The organism is Streptomyces sp. NPDC057543 (assembly GCF_042801895.1).
GTDB lineage: Bacteria > Actinomycetota > Actinomycetes > Streptomycetales > Streptomycetaceae > Streptomyces.
The window spans coordinates 1-16,251 of the sequence record NZ_JBHVFF010000195.1; the positions used below are offsets into that span (position 1 = coordinate 1).

Genomic DNA, 16,251 nt, shown 5'->3' on the forward strand with positions numbered 1-16,251 from the left:
GCTCAGCCGAAGGCCGCCTCCGTGCAGGGCAATTACCGTTCCGAGTGATCAAGTACGACGAGTCGTTCGGATCTCAAGGTTAAAGATCAAGTTAGTGTCCTGCGCCGGAGATTCGTTGGCAGGAACGAGCGAGTGAGCCGAGGATCTCTTCAGCTGTCGTGGTCCAGGTGAACGGTGTTGGGTTCTCGTTCCATTCCTTGACCCAGGCTCGGATGTCGGCTTCCGGGGAACGCACGCTTTTGTGGGCGCCACGGCGGATCTTCTGGTCGGCGAGAACGCCGAACCGCCTCTCCACCTGGTTGATCCGAGAGGAACCGGTAGGTGTGGAGTGCAGGTGGAACCCGGGGTGCTTGGCCAGCCAGGACTTCATGGCTGTGTCTTGTGAGTGCCGTAATTGTCGCAGATCAGGTGGACCTCAAGGTGCCCAGGAACCTCCTCAGCGATCTCGGCGACCCACGGGCGGGGAGGCCCCGCTCTCTGTGTGACGCCCCTGGCATTCGTCCCGGATTCGCACCGGCGCCCGGGCATATTCGACCGTCGCGGTGCAACGGGCCCCGGGCTCGGTCAAGAGCCGTTCGACTCCCGGCCGTCGGTGTCACCAGCCGGCGTGCCCGCCGTGGTGGCCGGTGCCGCCTGCGCCGCCCTCGGACCAGCCGCCCGGGTCCAGGTCGTGGTAGAAACCGTGGCCGCCGGTGGTGAAGTCGGCGTAGAGGTCACTGAGCTCGCCGAGGAGTTGGCGGGTGAGGACGTCGACGCCGGTGGTCAGTGCCGCGGCGAGTTCCTCGTCGGCGACCGGGGCCGCTCCGGCGGTTGCGGGGGCGAGACGGTGCGTTGCGGCGAGGGCAGCCATACGGCGGCGGCCGGTGATGCCGCGCAAACCTGGATAGGCGGCAGGCGCGAGGCGCGCGGCCTGGACGAGCACGGCGAGGGTGAGGTCGCGGTCGGCGGTGGACCTTACGGAGCCGGAGCGGACCACGGTGTCGAGGCGGGTCAGCAGCGCCCGGCGGCGCGGCAGGTCCACGGAGAGTCGTGGCGGGTACGGCCGCTGGAGTCGCGCCACCGACGGACACGCACCGCATTCTGGTCCTGCAGCCGGGAGAGGTACTCGACGGTCAGGGAGCGCGGTGTCCGGCGCAGCCAGTCCTTGAGGCCGGGCGGGGGAGCAGCCGCGCCGAGAGCGTGCAGGACATTGTTCAGGCGGCGGTCCTCGACGGGCCTGGTGTCCACCACCTCGATCCGCCGACGGCCGATGGTGATCCGTCCGGCCAGGCCCAGATCCGCCAACTCCGAGGTCCGCAGGGCGAACCGTAGCCGGTCCTCGCCCCGTATCCGTATGCGCCGCCTGCCCGGGACTATCGCGAGCAGGAGCAGTTCATCCCCCGTGGTCATACGTGCCAGGGTAGGCGCGGCCGTCCGCGGAGGGGAGCACCCCGCACTCCGCGGATCCACCGCGCCGGCTTCCCCGACCGGCCTCACCCTGCGCCCTCCAAGCGCGGGCAAGGCAAGGATCCCCAGCGTGCCGGTCGTACCGGAGCGCCCGCTCCTGGGAGGCCACGCCCGGACGCACGGGCCTTCCTGTAGGACCCGTATGGGCCGTCACGGCCTGTCGGGGTGGTTGAACTGCCCCGAGCCGGCGCTGAGATGGACGTGCACACGTCTTGACTCGTGACCGCTGCCGCACGCACCGTTGCTGGGCCGTTCTTTCCAAGGGGGGTACGTGAACAGCAAGTTGCTCGGCGCGTGTACGGTCCTGGCCCTCCTCGCCGTGGTGGGTGCCTTGCCGGCGCCCGCCTCCTCCGAGCCGCGACCGGGGCCGACGCGCGCCCTGCCGCTGGGCGCCGTCGGCTTGACCGAGACCCGCACCACGCGGACGTTGCAGCCTGGTGTCACTCTCACGCGGATCGTGCGCGGTGCCGACGCCCCGGCGCTTGCGTGGACGGTCGAGGTCTCCATCCCCGGCGGTGCCACCTCGCCGGACCCCGACGCGCCGCCGACGGCGCTGAAGGACCGGGCGAGCGCCGACGAGTTGGCTGCCGACTTGCAGGGGGACGGTTTTGACGCCCGGGTCGAGGAGGTTGCGACTCCGGCGGTCGCCGACTACGTCGGTGGAACGCTTGGATGGCGGGTCCGGGTCGGGCAGTTCGACTCGCAGTCCGCCGGGACGGCGGAGCGCACCCGGCTGAGCAGGTCCGGGTACGCAGGGTCCGTCGTGTACACCGGCTGGGACGGGAATCCGGCGGACCGTGGCCCGTGGCGGATCGACGTGCTCACCATCGACCCGGACCGGTTCCGCGGCGGGCTCAAGGCGTCGTACGGTCCCGACCTGGAGAACCGCGAGAAGACCAGCGAGCTGGCGGCCGCCGCCGGCGCGACCGCCGCGGTCAATGGCGGGTTCTTCGTCCTCGACCCGAGCGCCGGAGCACCGGGCGATCCGGCCGGCGTCGGCGTCTACGACGGCCGGCTACTGAGCGAGCCCGTGAACGGGCGCCCCGGCCTGGTGATGCGCGACTCCGGCCGGCACAGCGGGGTCGTCCGGCTCACCTGGAAGGGACGGGTCGTCGGCCGGAACGCGTCGCAACCCCTGGACGGCGTCGACCGCGTACCGGGCTTGATCAGGAACTGCGGCGGCACCGCCGACGACACTCCGACCTCGCTGCCCCTGCACGACGTGACCTGCACCGACCACGACGAACTCGTTGCGTTCACGCCGGACTACGGACGGCGGACGCCCCAGGGCGACGGCCTGGAGGCCGTACTGGACGCCCGCGGGCGGGTCCTCGAACTCCGCTCACCGCGCGGCGGACCGCTGCCGGCCGGCGGCAGCTCCGTGCAGGCGACCGGCACGCAGGTCGCCGAGCTGGTCACCCTGGCGCAGGTCGGCCGACCCCTGCGCATCGAGGGGATGTTGTGGGACGGCAGCGGTCGCAAGGTCTCCCCATCACCGGCGACCAGCATCTTCAATGGCGGCCCCGAACTGGTCCGCGACGGGCGGCTGCACGTTACGCCTGCCACTGACGGAATGGTGCAGCCCGGCAACGCGAGCTTCTACTACGGCTGGGTGCACAAGCGCAACCCACGCACGCTGGCCGGGGTGGACACCGCCGGCAGGACCGTGTTCGTCACCGCAGACGGACGCAGTACGGACGCGCTCGGGCTGAGCATCCCCGAGAGCGCCGCCGTCGTCCGGGCACTCGGCCTGCGCGACGCGGTCAATCTCGACGGCGGCGGGTCGACCACCATGGTGGTCGACGGAGAAGTGATCAACAACCCGTCCGACGCGACCGGTGAACGCCCCGTCGGGGACGCACTGCTGATCCTGCCGGACCGGGACTGACCCGGCCCGGTCCGAGAACACCAGAGCCAGCGACCACTGACCGCCGGGAGCCGCCATGACCGCCGTCCCGATCCGCCGATCCCCCCTCCTGCTCGTCCTTGCCGCGCTGCTGCTCGCCCTCGCATCGACCCCGCCGGCGCTCGCCACCGCCTCGACAGCGTCACCTGCCCGGCAGGTGGGCGGGTCAGGGGTCCCGTCCCGGGGTGCCGAGGTCGTCGCGGTCACCCAGGTAGCCGACCGGCAGGTCGACCTGTCGGTCCGGTCACCGGCCCTCGGCGGCCGGACGGTGAACGTACGTCTGCTCACGCCCGATGGCTGGGACCCGGGCGACCGGAGCCGGCACTGGCCGACGCTCTGGCTGCTGCACGGCTGCTGCGGGGACTACACGTCATGGACCGCTCGGACCGACGTCGCGCGGACCGACAGCCTGCGCGACGTCCTCGTGGTCATGCCAGAGGCCGGCTGGAACGGCTGGTACAGCGACTGGTGGAACTACGGCCAGGGCGGTGACCCGGCGTGGGAGACCTTCCACACCAAGGAACTGCGCCTGCTCCTCGAGCACGACTGGGGGGCGAGCCCGAATCGCGTCGTGGCGGGACTTTCGATGGGCGGCCAGGGCGCCCTGCTGTATGCCGCCCGGCACCCGGGGATGTTCAAGGCGGCCGCGGCGTACTCCGGTTCCGTGCACCCGCTGCTCAATGACGAGTCGACGAACCGCATCATGGGGTTCTTCGCCGGTCAGGGCGACGACCCGCTGAGGGTCTGGGGCGACCCGGTCGCGCAACGTGACGTCTGGGCGGCCCACGACCCGTTCCACCTGGCCAAGCGCCTCACGTCGATCCCCGTCTACCTGTCGTGCGGTGACGGCACCACCGGCCCATTGGACCCGCCGGGCAGCACGAGCGCGCTCGAGGCGGACTTCAACAGGCAGAACCAGGCCCTCGCGAGCGAGCTCGAACGTAAGGGCGCGAAGCAAGTGACCACCAACTTCTACGGACCGGGGACCCACGGCTGGCCGTACTGGGAGCGTGAGTTGCACTCCTCGCTACCGATGCTGCTCCAGGCCCTGAGGGCCGACGGCTGAACGGCCGCGTGCCGAGATCACCCGCCGGGGCATCCCTGCCGCGCCATGGCCGACATCGTCCGGGACACGCACGGGCGCAGCCGGGAGCGACGTGCCCGACCGGCGTGTGCGATGGGCGGTCGTGCGGTCATTGATCGTTCTGTACCACCACCCGAGAGGGGTGAGAACGGCCCGGACCCGGCGGTTGGCGTCGTCATCTGCGGTAAGGCCGACTCGGCGGAGATCGTGGTCGTGTACTGCAACCGTCCTCGCCCAGCCGACCCGCGCGAGCGTTTCCAGCGCACGCGGCCGACCTCCACGAAGGAGGAGCGGAGTGCGAGGTCCTCATGAGGGAACCCGTTGGGCGCCATCTCGGGGAACGCCACCATGTGGGCTCCCCGCTCGGCTGCATGTCGGATCCAGCGGACGATCGACTCGGCATCTCCCGCGATATCGCCGACGGCGGAGTCGATCTGATTCATGGCGAGACGCAGGTAACGTATCCACCAAGTCCAATCGTCACATCGACATAATGGGCTCTCTCGCTCCGCCGGGCAGCACAGATCACAACCTGGCCGGGCCCCTCCGGGGTTCGGCGAGACCTCAGTCCGCGGTCTGGCCGGACGTCCCGGCACTCGCGTATACGCGGCTCGCGAACTCGGCGATCTGTTCGTCGCTCAGATTCTTCGCAAGATTTGCCTCCGTGATCATGCCGACCAGACGGTGGCCGCCCTGGACGTCGATCACCGGCAACCGCTTGATCTGGTGTTCCTCCATGGTCGTCAGGACATCGCCGGCGTCCGCTTCGGCATCGATCCAGTGCACCTTGGCCTTGAGTGATCCGGCTTGCACGGTTGCCGGGTCGATGCCCTCGGCGCAGCATTTGACGACGATGTCACGGTCGGTGATCAAGCCTGTGAGCTTGTTGTTGTCGCCGCAGATGGGCAGGCAACCGACGTTCAGATCGCGCATCATCTTCGCCACGTCGAACAGCGACTGGTGCGCACCGACGCACTGCACGCCGCCAGACATGATGTCTCGCGCTCGCAGTTTCTCAGCCATGATTTCCTCCCGTACCGACAGCGTTGCCTCCTCCGTCATCGATCACAACACGAATGGCTCAACACCGCTCCTCGGAAGCGTCAGCGATACAGGGATCCCGAGCGTCGCGCCCGACCGGATCGGGCCGGAGCGGCCCAGGCGGACATCGGGAAGGGCCTTGTCGGTGCTGCCGGATCCTCGGACGGAGCGCCCCGGGCTTACGAACCTGGAGTCGGTGCGGGTTGCCATAGCGGCTGCTGGTCCGCAGGGTCCGGCCGGCGGCCCTACCGTGTCGCAGGCGCAGGCGCAGGCGCAGGCGCAGGCGCAGGCGAGGGCGAGGGCGCAGGTGCAGGCGAGGGAGCGGCTGCCCAGGAACCGGCGGTCTTCTTGTCGGTGTCGAGCACGTCCTCGCCGTACAGATCATGCAGCCAGTTGGTCTGGTAGATGGTGTCGAGGTAGCGCTCGCCGAGGTCCGGGCCGATGGCCACTGCGGTGAGTTCGCTTGCGTCATGCCTGGCCAACCAGTCCATTGCGCCGCTGATCACCGTGCCGGTGGAGCCGCCGAACAGGAATCCGCTCCTGGCCAGACGATGGCAGGTACGTACGGTGTCCGCCTCCTCGACACGAATCACCTCGTCGACATAGGACACGTCGAGCAGCGGCGGGCGCATGCTCATGCCCAGACCGGGAATCATCCGGCGGCCCGGCGAACCGCCGAAGGACACCGAGCCGACGCTGTCCACCGCGATGATCCGCACCGGCCGGTGCCATCCCCGGAAGTAGCGCGCACAGCCCATCAGGGTCCCGGTGGTGCCGGCTCCGACGAACAGCACGTCCAGCCGCGGGAACTGACGGGCGATCTCCGGCGCGGTCGTGCGGTAGTGCGCCTTCCAGTTGCTCGGATTGGTGTACTGGCTGAGCCACACATACCGGTCGTCGGAGGCGCACAGCGAGCGGACGTACTCGAGCCGCGCGCCGAGAAAGCCGCCGTTCGCCTCCTGTTCGGCGATCACGTGCACCTGGCTGCCCAACGCCTCCATCATCATTCTGTTCGACAGATTGCCGCGGGAGTCCGTCACACACAGGAACCGATAACCCTTGCTGGCCGCGATCATGCTCAGCGCCACGCCGAGGTTTCCGGACGAGGACTCGACCAGGATCGACTCCGGCGTCAGGATTCCATCGCGCTCAGCGGCCTCCACCATCTCGGTCGCGGCCTTCAACTTGATCGAGCCGGCGAAGTTGAAGCCCTCACACTTCAGGAAGAGCGAATGCCCGAAGATCGACCGGAGGTCGACATAGAGATCCTCTTCATTGAAGGCGTAGGGAGCGGAAATGACGGGCACGATGTGGTCTCCTCATGTCTGGAGCAGAGCATTTTCGGAACTTCCATCCGGCCATGGGCGGGCTCCTCGCTTGTGCGGGCGAGACCCCGTGCCCAACCAGGCGGGACGGGGCCCTGCGTCAGCGGCCGCTGTCTCGTGGGTCAGGACCTGCTGCGACGTGACCGGTGGTCTCTTCTGGGATCAGCCCTGAAGGAGCCTCCTGGGCTCTCGGCCGGCTCATCCGTACCGGCTCAGTTCGTGGAAGAAGTCGTCGACGACGTGCAACTCTCCGCGGCGGGCCACTTCGGTGTACACGTACTTGCCCACCGCGAGGTCGAGCACTCCGAGGCCGAAGGGCGAGAACACCACCGGCCGGTCCGTCGGCACCGTCACCCGCCCGGCCATCACGTCGTCCAACGTGCCGTGCAGGAAGTCCCGGTTGCCCGTGAGTTGCTCGGCCAGATGCGGCGACGTGTCGGCCTTGAGGCAGTGCTCGACGTCATCGACGATGTTGGTCGAGGCGAGCAGGATCTCCGGCGCGAGGTCGCGCAGCGACACATGCAGCACCAGCGGATTGTGTGCGAACCATGACAGGTCACTGACGTGCGGTTGACCGGCGACTGTGGCGAAGACGACCAGGTCGCTGTTTCGGATCAACTGTTCGGCGCTGTCGTGCACGTTGATTCGGCCGGCGGGGTCCGACTGCTCCAGGTAGCACCGGAAGCCTGCCGCGCTCTCGGCGGACAGGTCGTGTACGCCGATCTCGTCGAACGACCAGCCGGTGCCGACCAGGAAGGTGTGGATGTAGCGGGCGATCAAGCCCACCCCGAAGAACCCCACGCGCTTCGGCCGCGGCCGGTCGCGGCTGAGCCAGTCTGCCGCCGACGCAGCCGACGCGGCCGTCCGGGTGGCGCTGATGATCGAACTTTCCAGACAGGCGAACGGGTAGCCGGTGTCATGGTCGGTCAGGATCAGCACGGCCGAGGCCCTTGGGACGCCGGCCGTCACGTTCTCGGGGAAGCTGGAGATCCACTTCAGGCCGTCCACCTGTGTCTCCCCGCCGATCGAGGCGGGCAGCGCGATGATCCGGGAGGACGGGCGGTCGGGGAATCGCAGGAAGTACGAAGGCGGGTTCACCGAATCACCGGCGCCGTGCACCCGGTAGGTGGCCTCGACCAACTCTGTGATCCGCTTCTCGCATCCGTGCAGCGTGCGCCGGACCTGGGCACCGGAGATCACCGCGAACGGTGGCACGGTCATCGGTGCGACCCTTGCGGACTCTCTCGCGGTGGAATCGACGGTGGTCATTGCGCGGTCACCTCCACGGTCGGCGAGCAGTCGGCCAGACGCACCGGTTCGGCCATGGCGACGAGCACCTCGCGCGGTCCCTCGAAGGGCTCCCTGCTGTGCGCGGTGCGGACGTTGTCGACGAGCATCAGGTCGCCGGCCTGCCACGGTTCGCGTACGGTGTTCGCCTCGTAGACGCTGTTGAGCAGCTGCACGACGTCCTCGCCGATCGGGTCGCCGTTGCCGAAGCGGGTGTTGAACGGCAGCCCGTCGGCGCCGTAGACGTCCACCAGGTACTCGTGCACCTCGGGGGCCATCGTCCACTCGTTGAGGAACGCGATCTGGTTGAACCAGCAGCGTCGGCCGGTGACCGGGTGGCGCACCACGGCGCTGCGTCGCTGTCTGGTGCGCAGTCCACCGTCGGGCTGCCACTCGAACGTGATCGCGTTGGCGCGGCAGTAGCGCTCGACCGCGCCCCGGTCCTCGGTGCCGAAGGCCTCGGCGACGGACGCGCCGATCTCGTCGTTGTAGCTGCGGGTGAGCAGCCAGCCCTCGCGCTCGAACCGCTCGGTCAACTCGGCGGGCAGTGAGTCGAGCACGGTCGGTGAGTCGGCCACAGCGGTCGCACCGCCGTCGGTGGGCGCACTGAGACAGGCGAACATCATCAGGCCGGGGAACTCAAGCGTGTAGCTCAGTTCGTGGTGCATGCACATCGGCTGGTTCGGCGGCCACTTCGATGAGGAGTACACCCCGTCGGAGTAGGCCTGCCGGGGCGCGAAGGCCTCCTGCTCGGTCATCAGACCGGTGGCCAGCTTCGAGAAGACGGCCCCGGTCTCGGCCGCGTCACGCAGCCCGAGGCCGCGGACCAGGACCGAGCCGTGCTCGGCGACGACTGCGCGCAGCGCGTCCCGGTGCTCGGCCGCCCAGGCCGGCGCGTCGCCGGTGGCCTCGGCCCGCAGCCGTGGGGGTCCGCCGGAATCCAGCTCCACGTCGACCAGCAACGCCGTGGATGTGAACGACATCTCGATTTCCTTTCAGCTGACACTCAGGAAGAAACGAACAATTCGGCAGCGTGCAGCACGGCCTTTGCTGCCTCGGCCGGACGGGTACGCAGGAAGTAGTGGCCGCCGTCGGCGAGCTCGTGCAGGTCGACCTGCTCGGCCAGAAGCTGCCAGTCCCGGTACCGGCGCTGGTACTCCGCCGTGCTCGGGTCGTCCGCGGCAACGACCACGGTGACCGGCGCGGAGAGCTTCTGCGCCGGCGGGCGCTCCAGGGCATCGGCGAAGTAGTGGTGTGCGGACACGCAGTCGTGCCGGTAGGCGGCGCCCACGTGCTCGGCGTGCTGCTCACCCAGCTCACCGAGCGCGGTGTGGCCGCCGTGCGTGCTCAGGCTCGCGGCGATCTCGGCGTTGCTCCGCCCGGTCAACTCGGTGATGGTGGCGCGCCGGTCGTCGGCGTCACCTAGCAGTTGCGCGCCGAGGAACACCCGTTGGACGTCCACCCCGCGCTCCTGCAGCTTTCTGGCCGTCTCCACGGCCAACGCGGTGCCCGAGGAGTGGCCCCACAACAGGACTCTGGTCAGGCCACGTCCGTTGATCTCGTCGACGACCTGCTCGACCACCTGTGTCATCGGCGCGAGCGGCTCGCTCTCGGCGGCCACGTCGTGACCGGGCAGCTCGACGGCGTAGACCGCCGGTCCACCGTCCGGCAGGGCCCTGGCCATCGGCTGGAAGTTCACCGCGTTGCCGCCGGCGTAGGGGAAGCACACCAGGGCTGCGGTCTGCGCACCGTCCGATTCCGACAGCGGCTGAAGCAGCCCGGCACGCCGCTCGGACCTGCCGTCGACCAGCCCGGCCAGATCGGCGAGGATCGGGTGACGGGTGACGTCCTTGAGGGACACCGCACGGTCCAGGACGATGGCCAGTTTTACTGCCGACAGCGACGTGCCGCCCCGGTCGAAGAAGTGGTCCCGCCGTCCGATCTGGTTCTGCGGGATGCCGAGCACCTTCGCCCATGCGGCCGCCAGCTGTTCTTCGGTCGGTGTATCCGGCGCGCGGTAGTCGTCCCGGACGACGTCGAGTTCTCCGGCGAGTGCCTGCAGAGTCCTTCTGTCGATTTTGCTGTTGGCCGTCAGCGGCAGAGTCTCCCGCCAGTGAAAGGCCGACGGAACCATGTACGCGGGCAGCGACTCACCGAGCCGGTCCAGCAGGGCGTCGACTTCGAGCGGCCACCGACCGGAGTAGAACGCCACCAGGTGCTTGCTCTGGTCGGCCCGTTCGGCGACCACGACCGCACCGTCGCGAACACCGGGCACCTGCAACAACGTGTTCTCGATCTCGCCGATCTCGATCCGGAAGCCACGGATCTTCACCTGGGTATCGCGGCGGCCGAGGAACTCCAGCTTTCCCTCGGGCGTCCAGCGGCCGTAGTCGCCGCCCCGGTAGAGCCGGGCGCCCTCACGGTGCGGATCGGCCAGGTAGGCCTGCCGGGTGCGCTCGGGGTCGTTGACGTATCCGCGGCCGACGCAGACGCCGGAGAAGACGATCAGACCAGGGGCTCCGAGCGGCACCGGGATCAGGTGCTCGTCGACGACGTAGACGTGCACGTTGTTGACCGCGGGACCCAGCAGGACCCGGTCTCCGTCGGGCACGCGGTCCATGACCTCGTGGTTGGTGTCGTCCGAGGTCTCGGTCAGCCCGTAGGCGTTGACCAGCTTGATCCCGGGCTGGGCGGCGAACCAGCGCTGCACGAGCTCCTTCTTCAGCGCCTCGCCCGTGACCGACACGCACCGCAGGTCCGGCAGCTCGCGGGGGTGCTGCTTCAGCCAGGACACGACCACGTCCAGGTAGGAAGGTACGACCTGGAGGACGGCGACCCGGCCGTCGACGATCTTGTCGACGAACCGCTGGACGTTCAGGATCACCTCCTGCTCCACCAGCAGGGTCCGCCCCCCGACCAGGAGCCCGGATACCAGCTGCCACAGCGAGATGTCGAAGCATTGGGGTGCGGTCTGGGCGACCACCTGTCCCTCGCCGATCTCCAGGTCGTCGATCTTGGCGTAGAGGTGGTTCAGCATGCCCGCGTGCTCGCACATCGCGCCCTTGGGCTCACCTGTGGAGCCGGAGGTGAAGTAGATGTACGCGAGCTGGTCCGGTGCGATGTGGAGGCCCAGATCATCGTCGGCATGGTCTTCCTCGTAGGCTGCGCCGACGAAGAGCTTTCGGACCCCGGACAGCGAGTCGAGGGCCTGGTCGAGCGTGGAGGTGCTGCCGGGTTCGGTCAGCACGAGCCCGCATGCGGCACGGGAGAGCATGGTCGCGAGGCGGTCGGCCGGGAAATGCGGCTCGATGGGCAGGTACACGCCGCCGGCCTTGAAGACCGCGAGGACGGCGGCCATCCAGTCCAGGTTGCGCTCGGTCACCACCGCGACGACACCCTCGGGGTGCAGCCCCCGCGCCAGCAGGGCTCGTCCCACCCGGTTGGCGCGCGCGTTGAGTTCTCGATACGTCAGTTGCTGCTCCCCGTGCACCGCGGCGACGGCGTCCGGGTGTGCCGCCACCCGCTGCTCGAACAGCTCGTGGAACCGGTGGTCCGGCAGTTCCCGGCGTGGACCGGCGAGTTCTTCGAGCTGGAAGTGGAGTTCCTCGGCGGAGAGCAGGCTCTGCCGCCCGTGCTCGGCGTCCGGATCGGCGGCGATGAGCGCGAGTGCGGTGAGGTGGTAACCGGCGATCCTGACGACGCAGTCCTCGTCGAGCGCGTCGGTCCGATACCGCAGGCGCAGCACAAGGTGGCCGCCGCGTTGCGAAAATCCCACCCACAGCATGGTGTCACCGGCGACTTCGCCGCCCACGCCGTGCGGATTGAACACGGCCTCGATCGACGGCTCGGCCAGGCCCAGTTCGCACCTCAGCTCGTCGACCGGGAAGTCCTTGTGCGACAGCAGGTCCGACGCGACTCGATGGGCGTCCAGCAGCAGCGTCCGCCACGAGTCGGGCTCGGTCGTCAGCCGGCAGGGCAGCGGCGGGCCGCCTTCCGCGGGGACGTATCCGGTCGTGACCTCGTGCTCGCCGGACAGCGCGGCGAGCACCTCGGCGTGCGCTGCCAGCAGCACCGAGTCGAGCGGCACCGCCAGGTCCTTGGCCAGCCGGCCCAACGCCGCCACGACATCGTCCGGGATCGGCGCCTCGTGTTCGCCGACGCCCTTCACCGGATTGAGTGTCCACCGCGGGATTTCGGTGAATCCACCGGCGACGAGCACATCGCGCCAGAACTCCCGGTCGGCCTGCGCTTGCATTCCCATCTGGTCGTCCCTCTCCATTCACCTTCGCCACCGTGCTGTTCAGCGCCGACATGGGCGGAGCTGCTATCCCATCCGCGCCAGCGCCTCGGACCTATCAGGGGCGTCTCGCATCTCCGTGGCGGGGTTTCCTCCCCAGCGTGCGTGCTGCGGGACCTCCTCGCCCTTCATGAGGAAGGAGTCGGGTGCGAGCACCGCGCCGGTGCCCATCGTCACGCCGTAATGGACATGGGCTCCCACACCGATGGTGCAGCCGGCTTCGAGGGTGCTGCGATCGGATTTGAAGGTGCCGTCCTCCTGCGAGTGGCACTGGATCTTGCTTCCCGCATTGAGCGTGCAGTCGTTGCCGACGGTGGTGAGCGTCCGCTCCGTCATATAGCAGCCGTCATCGAAGACCCTGCTGCCGATCCGAACCCCCAGCATCCGCCAGATCACGTTCTTGAACGGGGTGCCGTTGAAGATGTCGAGGTAGTGGTCGGGCACCTTCCAGAGGCGTTCGTGCCACCAGAAGTACGGGTCGTAGATGGAGCACACCTGCGGTTGCAGCGTGCGGAATGCCGCGATGCCGCGCTCCACCAGTACGAAGTAGACAGCGGTGAACCCGAGGCTGAGCACCAGGAACGCGGCGATCAGCACATGCCCGTAGGAGTTGTACAGCACGGCGTTCGCCAGGCCGAGCATCGTGAGCACGAAGAAGTGCAGCCACCGTACGAGCAGGAAGAAGACCATCGAGCGGATGTTGTAGTGGTTCTTCGCAGCGAGGTTGTGGCACAACTTGTCGCCGCTGCGCAGATGGTCGAACCGGGAATCGCGTTCGACCGACCGGGGGATCTCGAAGCACGGCGAGCCGAGCAGGCCCACCCCCTCGCGCACCTCGCCTTCGATCGGAACCATCACCTTCGTCGCGAGGAGACAGTTCTCGCCTGTCCTGGCGCCCGAGGGATAGGCGATGTTGTTCCCGAGGAAGTTGTATGACCCGATCGAGGCCCGGGACACCCGGAAGGACGTGCTCGAATAGTCGGCGTTGATGATGGAGAGCCCGTCGGCAACCATCGTCCCGCTCCCCACCGAGCACAGAAACGGGGTCTCGTGTTGCACCTCCGTGCCGAAGTTCGACCCGGTCTGCTCGACCCGGGACAAGTCGTATCCGAGGCCGCGCAAGTAGTGGACGATGTAGGAGCTGTCACCGCACAGCCATGTGAAGAACTTGATGTTGGTCATGCGGCTGATGGCCCGGTGCGCGGAGTAATGAAACCCGTACAGCGGATAGACCTTGTCCGGCTTGACGACCAGGTTCAGCAGGCGCGGAACGGTGAACATCACGGCCAGGCCCACGATGACGAAGCCGAAGAACAGCAGCAGCGAAAGGACCAGCGCGTCGATGTAGAGAGCCGGTGATGTGAGTTCCACCGTGCCCGAGCCCAGCCGGTTGTGCAGCGCCGGGACCAGGGTCACCAGCATGTACGCGCCCCCGACAGCCAGTGGCACGTAGAGGAAGAACAACTGAAGCACGGTGATGAGGCCGAAGCCGGCCCGGCGCAGCGTGCCGCATGTGGCCGGCCCGATCCTCAGGTAGTCGTGCTGCGTGAGCTGTGCCGGGGACCCGTGCCAGCGCTGACCGTCCGGGACCGCCTGGCCGCTGTACAGCGTGGACGTGTGGCCGAGTTGAGCCCCGTCGCCCATCGACGTGTCGATGTCGAGCACGGTCTTCTCGCCGATGAACACGTCCCGGCCGAGGGTGACCCGACCGGTCTGGATACGGCCGGCGTGCGCCCGGTAGCAGAGGAAGAACGAGTCTTTGCGGATCACCGTGCCGGCGCCGACCGTGAACAGGTCGGGGCAGGCCGGAACGCTGTGGGAGAGGATCGTGACCCCTTTGCCGATCCGTGCGCCCAGCGCTCGCAGGTACAGCACGTACAAGGGATTGCCGACGAAGAAGATCATCGGGTTGGCGTGGATCAGCACCTTGACGGTCCAGAAGCGCAGATAGGTCAGACCCCAGACCGGGAACTCGCGCGATTTCCACCGGCCGATGAGGAGCCATTTGGCCGCGATGGGGAAGGTGCACAGACCGACGAAACCGAGGCCTCCGAAGACTAACGATCGCAGGTAGACATCGATCACGCCCGACCCCGCGGAGACCCATGTATAGCCTCGGTCGGCAACAAGTCCGGTGAGGAACGAGTATCCCAGGAAAAGCAGGAACTGCAGGGTTCCGCAGAGGGCGTACCGCACCGTGCCGACTGGGGTCACCACCTCGGTCGGCACCGGGACCGACGGCTCGACGGGCGCGACATTCGCGAGCCCCGTCGCCAGGCTGCGGATCGTCGGGTGCCGGTAGATGTCCTTCATCGACGCCGAGGGAAGGTCCGCCCGCTTCCTGACTCGCGCGCAGAAATGAGCCATCACCAATGAGTTGGCGCCGAGGTCGTCGAAGAAGTGACTGTCGATCGACACCCGTTCGACGCACATGACGTCAGCCAGCACCTCGGCAAGGTCTTTCTCGATGCCGGTCTCCGGACCGGTGTATTCGCTTATATCGATTGCGGATCCGTCCGGCCCGGGCGTCAGGACGTCGAGGGATTTCTCCTCCATGCGAGCTCCTTGAGGAACTTTCGAGTGCCGTCGCCATTACGGTCGGCGCCCCGTACTCGCGCTTTCGATGGCCGGAGCGAGTGGTCCGGAAATAACGAGGTCGGGATCTGTTGTCCGGATCCCGAACCGCTGCCTCAGTCTTAGCTGTCCGCCGTCGGGCCGCCACTCGAACTCGGCTGTCTTAGCCCGGCCGTGGCCCTCCCGGTTCACCCCTTGTCCACGATCGTGCCCGGCGGAGCCCGTGGTCCTGCCCGGCGGCAGGCGCTGAGCTGCGCATGCGGCTCGCCGTACTGCACGTGAGTGGTGCGTGCCTGATCCGGGAGGAACTGCGCCGGGGCGCGGGGCGGTGACGACATCCGGGGCATCGCAGCTGTGAGGACGTGGAGCGACATCCGCGCGCCTCTCAGTGGTGGCGCGGTGGCACGCGCGGCCGCAACCGTCTGATGTCGCTCGACCAAGTGAGGTAGGCCCGCGCGCCCGCAGCGTGATCGCGGTCAGCCTCCGAGCTCATTCACCCGCTGGCGGCAAAACGTGGGCGCGGGCGCGCGAGGATGCCCTCGCCCTCGGCGAGCACGCCGTCATGTTGGCCGAGCGGCCGTAGGACCTCCGCCATGCAGGCATCTCGTTCCGGCCGCCTTCGGGAGTCGACCCCGCAGAGTGCGACCGACGCGTTGGGCAGAGCAGCCAATTCCTGTTCCGCTACTACGCCAAGTTCCTGTCCGGAGCACAGGACCACGCCAATGGTCCGATCGAGGATTCCATGCAGTAGTGGGGGAGACCTTCAGGAGCCACCGATGAGGGCTTGAAGAAGAGACGGTGGCCGCGGGTCACAGCATAGATCCCGCCCGTTGACGAGACACGTTCGAGGCCTTCACGGGCCGGATCGCGGGCCGCTTCGCCAAGGTCGAACCCCGGAGCCGGACAGGGAGGTCGGTGCTCGGTCCACTGGCCGACCTGTCGCGCAAGAACTGCTGGACGATCGCTGAGTGGGCCGTGGGAAGCCACCCCGCACGCATTGCAGCACCTGTTGTGCCGGGCGTCCTGGGACGCGGATGCGGTCCGTAACGAATTCCGGGGCTGCGTGGTCGAGCACCTTCACGACGACGCGGCGGTGCTGGTCGTCGACGAGGATCACCACGGGCTGTGTGCTGCTTGCTGGCAGCGGGCGCGGGCGCCCACGCTGCGCGCAGGCCACCTGCGGCGGCGCAACCGATCGGCCGTCAGCGCCACCCGTGTCCGGAAGGATGCCTATGACGTCCTGGCCGTCCCCGGGCGTCCGGAGCGGCCCGGACGCCCGGCGGTGACGCTC

Annotated in this window: 11 protein-coding genes and 2 pseudogenes; 3 read left to right on the plus strand and 10 right to left on the minus strand. The window is 68.3% G+C overall.

Going from position 1 to position 16,251, the window contains the following annotated elements:
- Positions 1-91: 91 nt before the first annotated feature.
- The 3 genes from ACFU8Q_RS27615 to ACFU8Q_RS27625 form a co-directional block, all read right to left on the minus strand.
- Positions 92-370 (minus strand): hypothetical protein, encoded by a 279-nt coding sequence (locus ACFU8Q_RS27615; protein ID WP_384458518.1) that lies wholly within the window; start codon positions 368-370, stop codon positions 92-94.
- A gap of 225 nt (positions 371-595) precedes the next feature.
- Positions 596-1,021 (minus strand): hypothetical protein, encoded by a 426-nt coding sequence (locus ACFU8Q_RS27620; RefSeq protein WP_384458520.1) that lies wholly within the window; start codon positions 1,019-1,021, stop codon positions 596-598.
- On the minus strand, positions 991-1,389 hold the full coding sequence (locus ACFU8Q_RS27625; protein WP_384458521.1) for a GPP34 family phosphoprotein: 399 nt from the start codon (positions 1,387-1,389) through the stop codon (positions 991-993). Before ACFU8Q_RS27625 ends, ACFU8Q_RS27620 begins: the two co-directional genes overlap by 31 nt.
- A 328-nt stretch (positions 1,390-1,717) precedes the next feature.
- Between ACFU8Q_RS27625 and ACFU8Q_RS27630 the strand changes: the two genes are divergently transcribed.
- Both ACFU8Q_RS27630 and ACFU8Q_RS27635 read left to right on the plus strand, forming a co-directional pair.
- Positions 1,718-3,334 (plus strand): phosphodiester glycosidase family protein, encoded by a 1,617-nt coding sequence (locus ACFU8Q_RS27630; protein WP_384458523.1) that lies wholly within the window; start codon positions 1,718-1,720, stop codon positions 3,332-3,334.
- A 55-nt stretch (positions 3,335-3,389) separates the two neighbouring features.
- Positions 3,390-4,418, plus strand: coding sequence for an alpha/beta hydrolase (locus tag ACFU8Q_RS27635; RefSeq protein WP_384458524.1), 1,029 nt, complete (start codon positions 3,390-3,392; stop codon positions 4,416-4,418).
- Between the two features lie 284 nt (positions 4,419-4,702).
- Here the strand turns inward: ACFU8Q_RS27635 and ACFU8Q_RS27640 are convergent.
- The 7 genes and pseudogenes from ACFU8Q_RS27640 to ACFU8Q_RS27670 form a co-directional block, all read right to left on the minus strand.
- Positions 4,703-4,900: pseudogene (locus ACFU8Q_RS27640) on the minus strand (NAD+ synthase); the annotation flags it as partial.
- A 100-nt stretch (positions 4,901-5,000) separates the two neighbouring features.
- A complete protein-coding gene (locus ACFU8Q_RS27645; protein ID WP_384458526.1) occupies positions 5,001-5,459 on the minus strand; it encodes a CBS domain-containing protein in 459 nt (152 codons plus the stop codon).
- A 263-nt stretch (positions 5,460-5,722) separates the two neighbouring features.
- Positions 5,723-6,784 (minus strand): 2,3-diaminopropionate biosynthesis protein SbnA, encoded by a 1,062-nt coding sequence (sbnA, locus tag ACFU8Q_RS27650; RefSeq protein ID WP_384458528.1) that lies wholly within the window; start codon positions 6,782-6,784, stop codon positions 5,723-5,725.
- Between the two features lie 216 nt (positions 6,785-7,000).
- The gene (gene sbnB / locus ACFU8Q_RS27655) at positions 7,001-8,071 is read right to left on the minus strand and encodes a 2,3-diaminopropionate biosynthesis protein SbnB (protein ID WP_384458530.1); all 1,071 of its coding nucleotides are present in this window, start codon (positions 8,069-8,071) and stop codon (positions 7,001-7,003) included.
- Entirely contained in the window at positions 8,068-9,072 is a 1,005-nt protein-coding gene (locus tag ACFU8Q_RS27660) for a TauD/TfdA family dioxygenase (RefSeq protein WP_384458532.1), read from the minus strand. Before ACFU8Q_RS27660 ends, sbnB begins: the two co-directional genes overlap by 4 nt.
- A gap of 23 nt (positions 9,073-9,095) precedes the next feature.
- A complete protein-coding gene (locus tag ACFU8Q_RS27665) occupies positions 9,096-12,350 on the minus strand; it encodes an amino acid adenylation domain-containing protein (RefSeq protein WP_384458534.1) in 3,255 nt (1,084 codons plus the stop codon).
- Positions 12,351-12,413: 63 nt separating this feature from the next.
- Complete coding sequence (locus ACFU8Q_RS27670; protein ID WP_384458536.1) at positions 12,414-14,942, minus strand: Pls/PosA family non-ribosomal peptide synthetase; 2,529 nt, start codon at positions 14,940-14,942, stop codon at positions 12,414-12,416.
- A gap of 882 nt (positions 14,943-15,824) precedes the next feature.
- Here ACFU8Q_RS27670 and ACFU8Q_RS27675 point away from each other — a divergent pair.
- Positions 15,825-16,071, plus strand: a pseudogene (locus tag ACFU8Q_RS27675) (transposase); the annotation flags it as partial.
- Positions 16,072-16,251: the final 180 nt, after the last annotated feature.

What these genes read in the sequence shown, in the direction of transcription:
- ACFU8Q_RS27615 (WP_384458518.1), bottom strand. Translation starts at nt 370, where the DNA reads ATGAAGTCCTGGCTGGCCAAGCACCCCGGGTTCCACCTGCACTCCACA.
- ACFU8Q_RS27625 (WP_384458521.1), bottom strand. Translation starts at nt 1,389, where the DNA reads ATGACCACGGGGGATGAACTGCTCCTGCTCGCGATAGTCCCGGGCAGG.
- ACFU8Q_RS27635 (WP_384458524.1), top strand. Translation starts at nt 3,390, where the DNA reads ATGACCGCCGTCCCGATCCGCCGATCCCCCCTCCTGCTCGTCCTTGCC.
- ACFU8Q_RS27645 (WP_384458526.1), bottom strand. Translation starts at nt 5,459, where the DNA reads ATGGCTGAGAAACTGCGAGCGCGAGACATCATGTCTGGCGGCGTGCAG.
- sbnB (WP_384458530.1), bottom strand. Translation starts at nt 8,071, where the DNA reads ATGACCACCGTCGATTCCACCGCGAGAGAGTCCGCAAGGGTCGCACCG.
- ACFU8Q_RS27660 (WP_384458532.1), bottom strand. Translation starts at nt 9,072, where the DNA reads ATGTCGTTCACATCCACGGCGTTGCTGGTCGACGTGGAGCTGGATTCC.
- ACFU8Q_RS27665 (WP_384458534.1), bottom strand. Translation starts at nt 12,350, where the DNA reads ATGGGAATGCAAGCGCAGGCCGACCGGGAGTTCTGGCGCGATGTGCTC.
- ACFU8Q_RS27670 (WP_384458536.1), bottom strand. Translation starts at nt 14,942, where the DNA reads ATGGAGGAGAAATCCCTCGACGTCCTGACGCCCGGGCCGGACGGATCC.